This window comes from Pseudomonas sp. NPDC008258, assembly GCF_042956345.1.
In the GTDB taxonomy this organism is placed as follows: domain Bacteria; phylum Pseudomonadota; class Gammaproteobacteria; order Pseudomonadales; family Pseudomonadaceae; genus Aquipseudomonas.
In genome coordinates this window covers 124,232-137,909 of record NZ_JBIBGE010000014.1, presented here as the reverse complement: position 1 = coordinate 137,909, position 13,678 = coordinate 124,232, and the positions used below count along the sequence as shown (strand labels likewise).

Annotated in this window: 10 protein-coding genes; 7 read left to right on the top strand and 3 right to left on the bottom strand. The window is 61.7% G+C overall.

The features are described 5' to 3' along the window. The first annotated feature begins 51 nt into the window (after positions 1–51). Positions 52–516 (top strand): bacterioferritin, encoded by a 465-nt coding sequence (gene bfr / locus ACFY9W_RS13845; RefSeq protein WP_003257116.1) that lies wholly within the window; start codon positions 52–54, stop codon positions 514–516. A 72-nt stretch (positions 517–588) separates the two neighbouring features. Here bfr and uvrA read toward each other — a convergent pair whose 3' ends face one another. Further along, a complete protein-coding gene (uvrA, locus tag ACFY9W_RS13840) occupies positions 589–3,423 on the bottom strand; it encodes an excinuclease ABC subunit UvrA (protein ID WP_391131116.1) in 2,835 nt (944 codons plus the stop codon). Between the two features lie 129 nt (positions 3,424–3,552). Here uvrA and ACFY9W_RS13835 point away from each other — a divergent pair, with 129 nt between their 5' ends. After that, complete coding sequence (locus ACFY9W_RS13835; RefSeq protein ID WP_391131112.1) at positions 3,553–4,947, top strand: MFS transporter; 1,395 nt, start codon at positions 3,553–3,555, stop codon at positions 4,945–4,947. A 9-nt stretch (positions 4,948–4,956) separates the two neighbouring features. After that, positions 4,957–5,502, top strand: a complete 546-nt coding sequence (locus ACFY9W_RS13830) for a single-stranded DNA-binding protein (RefSeq protein WP_391131109.1) — start codon at positions 4,957–4,959, stop codon at positions 5,500–5,502. A 178-nt stretch (positions 5,503–5,680) separates the two neighbouring features. Here the strand turns inward: ACFY9W_RS13830 and ACFY9W_RS13825 are convergent, their stop codons facing one another. Next, positions 5,681–7,021 carry a carboxylesterase family protein gene (locus tag ACFY9W_RS13825; protein WP_391131107.1) on the bottom strand — a complete coding sequence of 447 codons (1,341 nt, stop codon included), beginning with the start codon at positions 7,019–7,021 and terminating at the stop codon, positions 5,681–5,683. Positions 7,022–7,152: 131 nt separating this feature from the next. Then, positions 7,153–7,641 carry a heme-binding protein gene (locus tag ACFY9W_RS13820; RefSeq protein ID WP_391131104.1) on the bottom strand — a complete coding sequence of 163 codons (489 nt, stop codon included), beginning with the start codon at positions 7,639–7,641 and terminating at the stop codon, positions 7,153–7,155. Between the two features lie 287 nt (positions 7,642–7,928). Here ACFY9W_RS13820 and fdnG point away from each other — a divergent pair, with 287 nt between their 5' ends. From fdnG to fdhE, 4 genes are read left to right on the top strand one after another with little or no spacing between them, the layout of a single operon-like run. Next, on the top strand, positions 7,929–10,997 hold the full coding sequence (gene fdnG / locus ACFY9W_RS13815; RefSeq protein ID WP_391131101.1) for a formate dehydrogenase-N subunit alpha: 3,069 nt from the start codon (positions 7,929–7,931) through the stop codon (positions 10,995–10,997). Then, the gene (gene fdxH / locus ACFY9W_RS13810; protein WP_391131098.1) at positions 10,997–11,947 is read left to right on the top strand and encodes a formate dehydrogenase subunit beta; all 951 of its coding nucleotides are present in this window, start codon (positions 10,997–10,999) and stop codon (positions 11,945–11,947) included. Before fdnG ends, fdxH begins: the two co-directional genes overlap by 1 nt. Beyond that, positions 11,944–12,600: a formate dehydrogenase subunit gamma gene (locus tag ACFY9W_RS13805; RefSeq protein ID WP_391131095.1), complete on the top strand. Its 657-nt coding sequence runs from the start codon at positions 11,944–11,946 to the stop codon at positions 12,598–12,600. The genes fdxH and ACFY9W_RS13805 overlap by 4 nt, the downstream gene beginning before the upstream one ends. Before the next feature lie 4 nt (positions 12,601–12,604). After that, entirely contained in the window at positions 12,605–13,531 is a 927-nt protein-coding gene (gene fdhE, locus ACFY9W_RS13800; protein WP_391131092.1) for a formate dehydrogenase accessory protein FdhE, read from the top strand. Positions 13,532–13,678 lie beyond the last annotated feature (147 nt).

Genomic DNA, 13,678 nt, shown 5'->3' with positions numbered 1-13,678 from the left:
AGCTGGTTCACACTATATGGCATAGACGTTTTCATATGGAGAATCAGGGCGATGCAAGGCCACCCGGACGTAATCAACTACCTCGTCACGCTGCTGAAGGGCGAACTGGCGGCACGCGACCAATACTTCATTCATTCGCGCATGTACGAAGACTGGGGCCTGTCCAAGCTCTACGAGCGCATCAACCACGAGATGGAAGAAGAGACCCAGCACGCCGATGCTCTGATGCGGCGTATCCTGATGCTCGAAGGCACCCCTGACATGCGTGCGGACGACCTTGAGGTCGGCAGCACCGTGCCGGAAATGATCGAGGCTGACCTCAAGCTCGAGTACAAGGTGCGTGGTGCCCTGTGCAAAGGCATCGAGCTGTGCGAACTGCACAAGGACTACATCAGCCGTGACATTCTCCGTGCTCAATTGGCGGATACCGAAGAAGATCACACCTACTGGCTGGAGAAGCAGCAGGGCCTGATCAAGGCCATCGGCCTGGAAAACTACCTGCAATCGCAGATGTAAGTTATCCACAGCCTCAAGAAAAAGCCCCTGACACCAATGGTGCCAGGGGCTTTTTCATTCCATCGGCAACACTCAGGCCCGGTCGCGCTCCAGCAGCGGTTTCAGGTAATGCCCGGTATACGACTGTTTCATCTCGCTCAGTTCTTCCGGCGTACCGCAGGCAATGATCTGCCCACCCTTGGAGCCACCCTCAGGCCCCAGGTCCACCAGCCAGTCGGCCGTCTTGATCACGTCCAGGTTGTGCTCGATCACCACGACGGTGTTGCCGTGGTCACGCAGGCGATGCAGCACATCCAGCAGTTGCTGGATATCGGCAAAGTGCAGGCCCGTGGTCGGCTCGTCGAGGATGTACAGGGTCTTGCCGGTGTCACGTTTGGACAGTTCGCGCGACAGCTTCACCCGCTGCGCCTCACCACCGGACAGCGTGGTCGCTGATTGCCCCAGCTTGATGTACGACAGGCCCACATCCATCAGCGTTTGCAGCTTGCGCGCCAGCGCGGGTACCGCGTCGAAGAACTCGCGGGCATCCTCGATGGTCATTTCCAGCACTTCGTGGATGTTCTTGCTCTTGTACTTGATCTCCAGGGTTTCGCGGTTGTAGCGCTTGCTCTTGCATACGTCGCACGGCACATAGATGTCTGGCAGGAAGTGCATCTCGACCTTGATCAGGCCGTCACCCTGGCAGGCCTCGCAACGGCCACCCTTGACGTTGAACGAGAAGCGCCCCGGACCGTAGCCGCGTGAGCGTGACTCTGGCACGCCGGAGAACAGCTCGCGGATTGGCGTGAAGATACCGGTATAGGTCGCCGGGTTGGAGCGCGGGGTGCGGCCGATCGGGCTCTGGTCGATATCCACCACCTTGTCCAGGTGCTGCAAGCCGTCCATGCTGCTGTGCGGCGCCGCTTCCAGGGTGCTTGCACCATTCAGGGCGGTGGCTGCCAACGGGAACAAGGTGTTGTTGATCAACGTCGACTTGCCCGAGCCGGACACCCCGGTCACGCACGTCAGCAGGCCGATCGGGACTTCCAGGTCGACGTTTTGCAAGTTGTTGCCACGTGCGCCCTTGAGCTTGAGCTGCAACTTCTTGTTGCGTGGTGTGCGCTTGGCCGGCACGACAATCTTCTTGCGCCCGGACAGGTACTTGCCGGTCAACGAATCAGGGTGGTCCATCACCTCCTGCGGTGAGCCCTCGGCCACGATCTGCCCACCATGCACACCAGCCCCCGGGCCGATATCGACCACGTAGTCCGCCAGGCGAATGGCGTCTTCGTCGTGCTCTACCACGATGACCGTGTTACCCAGGTCGCGCAGGTGGTTGAGGGTGGCCAGCAGGCGATCGTTGTCGCGTTGATGAAGGCCGATGGACGGCTCGTCGAGGATGTACATGACCCCCACCAGGCCGGCGCCGATCTGGCTGGCCAGGCGGATACGTTGCGCCTCGCCGCCAGACAGCGTATCGGCGCTGCGGTCCAGGGTCAGGTAATCGAGGCCGACGTTGACCAGGAACTGCAAGCGCTCGCAGATTTCCTTGAGGATCTTTGCAGCAATTTCGCCACGGCGGCCGGTAAGGGTCAGCTCGCCGAAGTAGTTGCTGGCTTCACCGATAGGCAGGTTGGTAACCGCCGGCAGGGTCTTTTCGCCCACCCACACATGGCGTGCTTCGCGGCGTAGGCGGGTACCACGGCAATCCGGGCAGGGCTGGGTGCCGAGGAACTTGGCCAGCTCTTCACGTACGGTGGCCGACTCGGTCTCGCGGTAACGGCGTTCCAGGTTCGGCACGATGCCTTCGAACGGGTGCGAGCGCTTGACGATATCGCCACGGTCGTTGAGGTACTTGAAGTCGACACTCTGCTTGCCACTGCCTTGCAAGATCACCTTCTGGTGTTCGGCCGACAGCTCACCGAATGGCTCCTCCAGGCTGAAGCCGTAATGCGCGGCCAGCGAACCGAGCATCTGGAAGTAGTACACATTGCGCCGGTCCCAGCCGCGGATCGCGCCCTCGGCCAAGGTGAGTTCGGCATTGACCAGGCGTTTGGTGTCGAAGAACTGCTTCACGCCCAGGCCATCGCATGTCGGGCATGCACCGGCAGGGTTGTTGAAGGAGAAAAGCTTCGGCTCCAGCTCACTGATGGCATGGCCACAGACCGGGCAGGCGAAGCGCGCGGAGAAGATCATCTCTTCGCCTGGTTCGTCGTCCATCGGCGCCACCAGGGCGATACCGTCGGCCAGCTTGAGCGCGGTCTCGAACGATTCGGCCAGGCGCTGTTGCAGGTCGGCGCGAACCTTGAAGCGGTCCACCACTACATCGATGCTGTGCTTTTTCTGCTTGTCGAGCTTGGGCAACTCGTCCAGCTCGTAGAGCTTGCCGTTGACCCGGGCGCGGACGAAGCCCTGCGCGCGCAGTTCGTCGAAAACCGCCAGGTGTTCACCTTTGCGCTCGCGCACCACCGGCGCCAGCAGCATCAGCTTGCTGCCTTCCGGGCGCTCCAGCACCAGGTCGACCATCTGGCTGATCGTTTGCGCCTCCAGCGGGATGTCGTGGTCCGGGCAGCGTGGCGTACCCACGCGGGCATAAAGCAGGCGCAGGTAGTCGTAGATTTCGGTGATGGTGCCGACGGTGGAGCGTGGGTTGTGCGAGGTCGACTTCTGCTCGATGGAAATGGCCGGCGACAGGCCTTCGATGGTGTCGACGTCGGGCTTTTCCATCATCGACAGGAACTGCCGGGCGTAGGCCGACAGCGATTCCACGTAGCGGCGCTGGCCTTCAGCGTACAGGGTGTCGAACGCCAGGGACGACTTGCCGGAACCGGACAGGCCGGTGATCACGATCAGTTTGTCCCGGGGCAGGGTCAGGTCGATGTTCTTCAGGTTGTGGGTACGTGCCCCACGAATCAGGATCTTGTCCACTGCGGCCTCGCTTGGCGGGCATAAACAAGGAAGTATACGGCGCGCCAGTGTGGCGCGGCAAAGCGTCGCGTAGATGCCGTCAAGCTGTCGGACTGATAGAATCGCCGCCGGTTCACACGAGGTTAATCCATGCACGACACCCACAACGAGCGCATGAGTGGCGGCGAAACCCGCGCCGCTGGCGGCCTTGCCCTGGTCTTTGCCTTTCGTATGCTGGGCATGTTCATGGTCTTGCCGGTACTGGCCACCTACGGCATGGACCTGGCCGGTGCCACGCCTGCGCTGATCGGCCTGGCCATTGGCGCCTATGGCCTGACCCAGGCGGTATTGCAGATCCCGTTCGGGATGATTTCCGACCGCATCGGCCGCCGGCCGGTGATTTACCTCGGGCTGGTGATCTTTGCCCTGGGCAGTGTGTTGGCGGCCCAGGCCGACTCCATCTGGGGGGTGATTGCCGGGCGCATCTTGCAGGGGGGCGGGGCGATTTCTGCCGCGGTCATGGCGCTGCTGTCCGACCTCACCCGCGAGCAACACCGCACCAAGGCCATGGCCATGATCGGCATGAGCATCGGCCTGTCGTTCGCAGTCGCCATGGTCGTCGGCCCCTTGCTGACAAGTGCCTATGGTTTGTCAGGATTGTTCCTGGCCACAGCAGGGCTTGCCCTGGTCGGCATCCTGCTGATCGCCTTTGTGGTGCCCAACACCCACAGCATCCTGCAACACCGCGAGTCCGGTGTGGCACGCAAGGCAATCGGCCCGACCCTGCGCCATCCGGACCTTCTGCGCCTGGATGTGGGCATCTTCATCCTGCACGCCATCCTCATGGCCAGCTTCGTCGCGTTGCCGCTGGCTTTCGTCGAGCGTGGTGGCCTGCCCAAGGAGCAGCACTGGTGGGTGTACCTGACCGCGCTGTTCATCTCATTTTTTGCAATGGTCCCGTTCATTATCTACGGCGAAAAAAAGCGCAAGATGAAACGCGTGTTGGCCGGTGCTGTCAGTGTCCTGTTGCTCACAGAGATATACTTCTGGGAGTGGGCTGACGGTTTGCGCGGACTGGTGATTGGCACCGTGGTATTCTTTACCGCATTCAACCTGCTGGAGGCATCGCTGCCTTCGCTGGTGAGCAAGGTGTCGCCTGCAGGTGGCAAGGGGACGGCAATGGGGGTTTACTCCACCAGCCAGTTCCTCGGCGCTGCCCTGGGAGGAATCCTTGGTGGCTGGTTGTTCCAGCACGGCGGGCTGAACATGGTGTTCCTGGGTTGCGCGGTGCTGTGTGCCATCTGGCTGGTCGTCGCCTTGCGCATGAACGAGCCGCCGTATGTGACCAGCCTGCGCATGCCGCTTACGCCAGAGGCAGTCCGGGAAGCCGGCCTGACTGAACGCCTGATGGCTGTGCCGGGTGTGACCGACGCCGTTGTGGTGGCTGAAGAAGCCGCCATCTATATCAAACTGGATACGAAAATTTTGGACCGTGCGACCCTCGAGCGACTGGTGAATCCAGCCTCTTCGGCGTGCGAAGCCTAGGAGAACGTTATGGCCCGTGGGGTTAACAAAGTCATTCTGGTCGGCACTTGTGGCCAGGATCCCGAAGTCCGCTACCTGCCCAACGGTAACGCCGTGACCAACCTGAGCCTGGCCACCAGCGAGCAGTGGACCGACAAGCAGTCGGGCCAGAAGGTCGAGCGTACCGAGTGGCACCGTGTGTCGCTGTTCGGCAAGGTTGCCGAGATCGCCGGCGAGTACCTGCGCAAAGGTTCGCAGTGCTACATCGAAGGCAAGCTGCAGACCCGCGAGTGGGAAAAAGACGGCATCAAGCGTTACACCACCGAGATCATCGTCGACATCAACGGCACCATGCAGTTGCTCGGCGGCCGTCCTCAGGGCCAGCAGCAAGGCGGCGACCCGTACAACCAGGGTGGCGGCAACTATAACCAAGGTGGCCAGCAGCAACAGTACAACCAGGCACCGCCTCGTCAGCAGGCCCAGCGCCCGCAGCAGCAACAGCGCCCGGCGCCGCAGCAGCCTGCACCGCAGCCAGCGGCTGACTTCGACAGCTTCGATGACGATATTCCTTTCTGAGGAACCCCAGAGACTTTTCTGTAAAGTTAAGGTCTGGAACCCCCGCATTGCGGGGGTTTTTGTTTCTAGCGCCAGGTGCCGTGCAGCTTAAGTCATTGACGGACACTCCCGTCTCTACAGGGTGTGTGCCTCGAAGAGCGCCAGGGAGAACCTTACAGCCATGCTGGTATGTGTTGGCTCAGTCCTCGAATACCTCAATACCGCCATTGGCGTCGAAGTCGACCAGCTGAGGACTCTCGGTCAGGTAAGTGGGCCAGGTTGGGAGGCCTTCCCCGTTCGGATTGCCAGTGCTTAGAAAGTTCACAAGGTACCCGCTGGCGATCTGGCTGGCTTGCAGGTCGCGTACAGTGACCTGGTCTGCGTAACGGTGTTTGAGCGTGCCCATGAAATAAGGTATCTCCGAAGAGTGGGTCGCACCCCTTGGATGTGCGGCCTCAATGCTCTGGGCGACATAGGTGAAACGGAAGTGGAAGGTTTCTTCGCCCCATTTGGCCAGATGATCGGCAATCGTCTTGGCGCCGACGACCATACTGCCGTTTGGCCCGAACAGGTCATCACTGGTTGCGCCAATAATGACCGGCACTCTCGAGTACCGACCCTTGCGGTAGGCGTCGAGAATGTCGACGGCCACCGAGCCGTCCTTGAGCGGAAGGGCGTAAGTTTGGGGGAGGGAAGAGGTATCTAGGCGGCTGGCCAGGCTAAGGTCCCCCACGATGTCTTGTGCCCCTAATTGGCGTAGCTGCTCGACCGCCTGTGGGTTCTCTTCGAAGATGCCATGGGTTTGGGCGAATGCTACGCCAGCACGTTCAGCTTGGTTTAAATCGCTCTGTTCCCGGCCATCGCCTCCCGACAGAATCACGGCCTTGTGCATCAGCGTACGCGCATGTGGCGAGGTCAGCAGCATATGAACTGATGTCCCACCAGCTGATTCTCCCATGACTGTTACGTTGCCTGGGTCTCCGCCGAATACCGCAATGTTGCGTTGGACCCATTGCAGGGCGGCAATCTGGTCCATGACGGCATAGCTGCCCAGTGCCTCGCATTGTTCCTGCTCTCGGGTCAATTGCGGGTGGGCGAAGAAGCCAAAGCGGCCCAGTCGATAGTTGAAACTGACTACCACCACATCACGGCTGGCCAGTTCAGCACCGCTGTAATAGGGGCGCGAGGGGCTGCCATTGACGAAACCACCTCCGTGGATCCATACAAGCACCGGTTTATTGCCGGTGCCACCTGCGGGCGCCCAGACGTTCAGGTAGAGAGAGTCTTCGCTTGCTGCAGGACGCTGTGCATAAGGCGTTTGCATGCTGTCAGCGGCAAAATCGGCGGTGATTCGTACTTGCGTCCATGGCTCTACTGGCTGGGGCGCGCGCCAGCGCAGTGCACCGACAGGCGGGGCCGCGTAAGGGATTCCTTTGAAGGAGACAATATCTCCCTCGCGGGTCCCTGAAATTGGGCCTGAGTCGATCAAAGCGATTGGCCCAATAGCGGAATCTGCAGGTGATGACTGTTCTTGATTCATGGTCTTTCTGCTCTACCAATTTATTCAGGTGAAGCTGAAAATTTACATTCGGCAGCCCCGCAGAGGCGCAGAGCGAAATTTCCTCCCAAATGACGCATGGTCCTGCCGCTACTGTTTTGGCAAGCCACAGATCAGGCGTCGCCATCCACCGCTGCCTGGGCAAACTGCACGTCCAGTTCTGGCGTCGCGCCGCTCACACCGATACCGCCAATATGCTGGCCGTTGGCGTCCACGATCGGCAGGCCACCGCCTAGCAGGGTAAAGCCCGGCAGTGACGCGTAAGGGTTGGCGGGAAGCTCGGCGCTGCGGTCTGCGAGCGATCGGGAGGCGAGTGGAAAGCGGGCTGAGGTCATGGCCTTGAGCTGCGCAACCTGGACGCTGCCGCTGCTGGTGCCGTCCATGCGGTGGAAGTGTTTGAGGTTGCCGTGGTTGTCGACAATGCTGATAACGATGGCATAGCCCTGGGCTCGGGCTGCGCGCTCGGCGGCGGCGGTCATGGTTCGCGCCGCTTCAGCGGTAATAGCCGGAGCGGCGGGCGTTGGCAGGGGCTCGGCCATTGACCAGGCTGCCAGCAGAAACAGGCAGAGGAAGCTTGCGACACGGCTGATCTTGTTGTTCATGGAAGCACCATCCTTTGGCTTTTTCGCGAAACTAGCAGGCCGTTTGTAATTGAGGATGTAGTCCTTTTCCGAAACTGATGTCTGATTAGGTCTTGGTTACGAACATCCAGTGCTGTGCACATGCCCTGACACAATTCATCTGGCTTTCTCTACCACTGACCCACGTCATCGCACCTTCCCGATTCTTGACTAGTCTTATGTATTGGCGGCCATCAAAACCCGCCACCGTGACTACCAAGAGGCGCCGGCCATGTTCCGTGCGTCCACCACCTGATCAGGAGTGCACGATGGATCTCAACCGTCGGCAGTTCTTCAAGGTCGCCGCCGTCGGCCTTGGAGGCTCGAGCCTGGCGGCGTTGGGCATGGCCCCGACGCCGGCCTTCGCCGAGCAGGTGCGTCACTTCAAGCTGGCGCATACCAAAGAAGCCCGCAACACCTGCCCCTACTGCTCGGTCGGCTGCGGCCTGATCCTGTACAGCCAGGGTGACGCGGGTAAAAACGTCAAACAGAACATCATCCATATCGAAGGTGACGCCGACCATCCGGTCAACCGCGGCACCCTCTGCCCGAAAGGTGCCGGCCTGCTGGACTTTATCCACAGCCCGAGCCGCCTGCAGTATCCCGAAGTACGCAAGCCGGGCAGCAAGGAGTGGGTGCGGGTCAGTTGGGATGAGGCGCTCGACCGCGTTGCCGGGCTGATGAAGCAGGACCGCGACGCCAACTTCATCGAGAAAAACGCCCAAGGGCAAACCGTCAACCGCTGGCTCACCACCGGTTTTCTCGCTGCATCCGCCGCCTCCAGCGAGGCCGGCTACCTGACCCACAAGGTCGTCCGCGCAACAGGCATGCTGGGGTTCGATAACCAGGCACGTGTCTGACATGGCCCGACGGTGGCAAGTCTTGCCCCGACGTACGGCCGTGGCGCCATGACCAACCACTGGTCCGATATCGCCAACGCGAATCTGGTCCTGGTGATGGGTGGCAACGCAGCAGAAGCGCACCCGTGCGGCTTCAAGTGGGTGACCGAGGCGAAAGCGCACAATAAAGCGCGCCTGATCGTGGTCGACCCGCGGTTTACCCGTACCGCCTCGGTGGCGGATTACTACGCGCCGATCCGTACCGGTACCGACATCGCCTTCATGGGCGGGCTGATCAATTACCTGCTGAGCACCGACAAGATCCAGCACGAATACGTGCGCAATTACACCGACGTGTCGTTCATCGTCAAAGAGAACTATGGCTTCGAGGACGGGCTGTTCAGCGGCTACGACGAGGCCAAGCGCGTGTATGCCGACAAGTCTGGCTGGGGTTACGAGCTGGGCGAGGACGGCTTTGCCAAGGTTGACCCGACACTGCAGCACCCGCGCTGTGTGTTCCAGCTGATGAAGCAACACTACAGCCGCTATACCCCGGAAATCGCCAGCATGACCTGCGGCATGCAGCAGGACGCCATGATGAAGGTCTGGGAAGAGATCGCCACCTGCTCGGCACCGGGCAAGACCATGACGATTCTCTATGCGCTCGGCTGGACGCAGCACTCGATTGGCGCACAGATCATCCGCAGTGCGGCCATGGTCCAGCTGTTGCTCGGCAACGTCGGCATGCCCGGTGGCGGGGTCAATGCCCTGCGCGGGCACTCCAACATCCAGGGCCTGACCGACCTCGGCCTGCTGTCCAACTCGCTGCCGGGCTACCTGACCCTGGCGGGTGATGCCGAGCAGGACTATGCCGCCTACATCGACAAGCGCGCATCCAAACCCTTGCGTCCGGGCCAGCTTTCTTACTGGCAGAACTACGGCAAGTTCCACGTCAGCCTGATGAAAGCCTGGTATGGCGCAAACGCCACCGCAGAAAACAACTGGGGCTATGACTGGCTGCCCAAGCTCGATGTGCCGGCCTACGACGTATTGCGCATGTTCGAGATGATGGGCCAGGGCAAGGTCAACGGCTACCTGTGCCAGGGCTTCAACCCGATCGCTGCACTGCCGGACAAGAATCGCGTTACCGCAGCACTGGGCAAGCTCAAGTGGCTGGTGATCATGGACCCGCTGGCCACCGAGACCTCGGAGTTCTGGCGCAACGCCGGGCCGTTCAACGATGTCGACACGGCCAATATCCAGACCGAAGTGATCCGCCTGCCCACCACCTGCTTCGCCGAGGAAGACGGCTCGCTGGTCAACAGCAGCCGCTGGTTGCAGTGGCACTGGAAGGGCGCCGATGGCCCGGGTGAGACCCGCACCGACGTGCAGATCATGAGCGAGCTGTTCTTGCGCTTGCGTCAACGCTACCAGGCGGAGGGCGGCGCTTACCCCGATGCGATGATGAACATCAGCTGGCCGTACAAGATTCCTGATGAGCCATCCCCGGAGGAGCTGGCCAAGGAGATGAACGGCTGGGCGGTCACCGACCTTACCGATGCCACCGGCGCCACGCTCAAGGCGGGCCAGCAACTGTCGGGCTTCGCCCAGATGAAAGATGACGGCAGCACGGCATCCGGTTGCTGGATCTTTGCCGGCAGCTGGACCGAGCAGGGCAACCAGATGGCGCGCCGCGACAACAGCGACCCGTTTGGCATGCACCAGGTGCAGAACTGGGCCTGGGCCTGGCCGGCCAACCGCCGCATCCTCTACAACCGTGCCTCCAGCGACCCGCAAGGCAAGCCGTGGGACCCGGAGAAAAAGCGCTTGGTGTGGTGGAACGGCAAGGCCTGGACCGGTACCGACGTGCCGGACTTCAAGGTCGACTCGCCACCCGAGGCGGGGATGAACCCGTTCATCATGAACCCTGAAGGTGTGGCGCGTTTCTTCGCCATCGACAAGATGGCCGAAGGCCCGTTCCCCGAGCATTACGAACCGTTCGAAACGCCGATTGGCATCAACCCGCTGCACCCGCAGAACAAGAAAGTGGTCAGCAACCCGGCCGGGCGCATCTTCGACTCGGTGTGGGACACCCTCGGCACCCACGACGAGTTCCCCTATGCCGCGACCACGTACCGGCTGACCGAGCACTTCCATTTCTGGAGCAAGCACTGCCGGCTCAACGCCATTGCCCAGCCCGAACAGTTCGTCGAGATCGGCGAGGTGCTGGCCAATGAGAAAGGCATCAAGGCCGGCGACCGGGTGCGTGTGTCGAGCAAGCGCGGGCATATCGATGCGGTGGCAGTGGTGACCAAGCGCATTCGCCCGCTGCAGGTCAACAACCAGACCGTGCACCAGATCGGCATCCCGCTGCACTGGGGCTTCACCGGCGCAACCCGGCATGGCTACCTGACCAACACCCTGGTGCCATTCCTGGGTGACGGCAACACCCAGACGCCAGAGTCCAAGTCGTTCCTCGTCAAAGTGGAGAAACTCTGATGGCCAGCCAAGACATCATCGCCCGCTCGGCCACCACCACCGTACCGCCTTCGGTACGCCAGCAGCAGGAAGTCGCCAAGCTGATCGACACCACCAAGTGCATCGGCTGCAAGGCCTGCCAGGTGGCGTGCTCGGAATGGAACGAACTGCGTGACGAGGTCGGCCACAACCACGGCACCTACGACAACCCCCAGGACCTCACGGCCGAAACCTGGACCCTGATGCGCTTCACCGAGCACGAGCGCGACGACGGCAACCTGGAGTGGCTGATCCGCAAGGATGGCTGCATGCACTGCGCAGACCCAGGGTGCCTGAAGGCGTGCCCAAGCCCGGGGGCGATCATCAAGCACGCCAACGGCATCGTCGACTTCAACCAGGACCACTGCATCGGCTGCGGTTACTGCATCACCGGCTGCCCGTTCAACATCCCGCGCATCTCGCAGAAGGACCACAAGGCGTACAAATGTACCCTGTGTTCCGACCGCGTGACCGTGGGGCTGGAGCCGGCCTGCGTGAAAACCTGCCCGACCGGGGCAATCGTGTTTGGCAGCAAGGACGAGATGAAAGTGCACGCCGCCGAGCGCATCGTCGACCTGAAGTCGCGGGGCTACGACAAGGCCGGTTTGTACGACCCGGATGGCGTCGGCGGCACCCACGTGATGTATGTGCTGCACCATGCCGACACGCCGAAGTTGTACGCCGGCTTGCCGGACCAGCCGGTGATCAGCCCGCTGGTGGGGCTGTGGAAGGGCTTCACCAAGCCGCTGGCGCTGCTGGCCATGGGCGCGGCGGTGTTGGCCGGGTTTTTCCATTACGTGCGGGTTGGGCCACAGCGGGTCGAGGAGGACGAGCACCCCGCGCCACCGGATGACAGCGTGCACCAGGTTGATCCTGCGGTCCATGTCTATGATCCGACGAAGCCCGGTGGGCAAGGGGAGCAGCGGCCATGAACGACAACAAACCCATCCTGCGCTACAACGCCAACGAGCGGACCAACCACTGGGTCGTCGCCATCCTGTTCTTCATGGCCGGGCTTTCCGGGCTGGCGCTTTTTCACCCGGCGCTGTTCTGGCTCAGCCACTTGTTTGGTGGCGGGCCGTGGACACGCATATTGCACCCGTTCATGGGTGTGGCGATGTTCGTTTTTTTCCTCGGCCTGGTGATCCGCTTCTGGCGCGCCAACTTCATCACCGCGAACGACCGCCTGTGGTTGCGTCGCATTGATCGGGTGATGGTCAATCGTGAGGATGGCGTGCCACCCATTGGCAAGTACAACGCCGGGCAGAAGCTGCTGTTCTGGACGCTGCTGCTGTGCATGCTGGTGTTGCTGCTTAGCGGCGTGGTGATCTGGCGTGCCTATTTCAGCCATTTCTTCGACATAGGGTCCATTCGCCTGGCATCGCTTGCCCACGCATTGGCCGGCTTCGTGCTCATCCTCAGCATCATCGTGCACATCTATGCCGGTATCTGGATCAAGGGCTCGATCGGCGCCATGCTGCATGGCTGGGTCAGTCGCGCCTGGGCACGCAAGCACCATGAGTTGTGGTACCGCGAAGTGACCGGCGACAAAACGCCGGGCAATCACGGACGAAAAGAAGGATGAACGCTTGAGCACGATACTCGAACCCGGGCAGATCGAAGCATCGGCGGTGATGCCGCCGTTCCTGCACCTGCCGCCCGCCAATCTGTTCGAGATGCGCGCCGCGCGCCTTGAGCAACTGGCCGAGGGCAACGCACTTGGCGACTACCTGAAACTGGTCGCACGGTTGTGCCGCATTCAGCAGCAGCTTGTGGATAACCCACCCGGCGGCATGCCGGTGGCCGAGGAGCGTCAGCGCCTGTGCATAAGTCATGGTTTGCCGCCGCTGGCGGCTGACAGCCTGGTGCGTGAGGGGCCCTGGCTGGTGTGGTTGCAGGCGTTGCTACAGCAATTAAGCGACGAAACCCGTGGCCCGCTGGGTGAGGCGTTGCAGGTGCTGCGTGGCAGTGATGACGGCCAGCGCAAAGGCTGGGGCATTGCTTTGCTTGCCGGTCAGTACGACGCGGTGCCAGCAGCACTGGTGCCGTTCCTCGGGGCTGCACTGCAGGCGGCCTGGTCCAGCTGGCTGCTGGCGTTGCCAACGCCGGAGCTGAAACCTGCTGGCAGCCTGGCCCAGTGCCCGGCCTGTGGTTCGCCGGCGATGGCCGGGGTGGTGCGCAACCGTGGCAAGCATAACGGCCTGCGTTATCTGGTTTGTTCGTTGTGTGCCTGTGAGTGGCATGTGGTGCGGGTCAAGTGCGTGTACTGCGAGTCGAGCAAGGACTTGCGCTATACCAGCCTTGAGGATGACCGCCATGCACCCGGCAAGGCGCCATTACGGGCCGAGTGCTGCCCGGGGTGTGAAAGCTACCTGAAGCAGAACTACCTGGAGAACGACGCAGCGGCCGAGGCGCTGGCCGACGACCTGGCCAGCCTGGCGCTGGATATGCGCCTGGACGAGGAGGGCTTTCATCGCCTGGCGCCCAACCTGATGCTCGCGCCCGGTAGTGGGTGAGTGTCTACACTGAAAAACCGAGTCGCCCTTTTCGCGGGCACGCCCGCTCCCACAGGTACAGCACCCACTTAAAAGCCGGTGCAGTACCTGTGGGAGCGGGCATGCCCGCGAAGAGGCCAGTACAGACAACGGACCAGTCCAAGGTAG

Bases quoted from the DNA above. Each gene is read 5' to 3' on its own strand.
- bfr (WP_003257116.1), top strand. From the start codon at position 52: ATGCAAGGCCACCCGGACGTAATCAACTACCTCGTCACGCTGCTGAAG.
- ACFY9W_RS13835 (WP_391131112.1), top strand. From the start codon at position 3,553: ATGCACGACACCCACAACGAGCGCATGAGTGGCGGCGAAACCCGCGCC.
- ACFY9W_RS13830 (WP_391131109.1), top strand. From the start codon at position 4,957: ATGGCCCGTGGGGTTAACAAAGTCATTCTGGTCGGCACTTGTGGCCAG.
- ACFY9W_RS13825 (WP_391131107.1), bottom strand. From the start codon at position 7,021: ATGAATCAAGAACAGTCATCACCTGCAGATTCCGCTATTGGGCCAATC.
- ACFY9W_RS13820 (WP_391131104.1), bottom strand. From the start codon at position 7,641: ATGAACAACAAGATCAGCCGTGTCGCAAGCTTCCTCTGCCTGTTTCTG.
- fdxH (WP_391131098.1), top strand. From the start codon at position 10,997: ATGGCCAGCCAAGACATCATCGCCCGCTCGGCCACCACCACCGTACCG.
- ACFY9W_RS13805 (WP_391131095.1), top strand. From the start codon at position 11,944: ATGAACGACAACAAACCCATCCTGCGCTACAACGCCAACGAGCGGACC.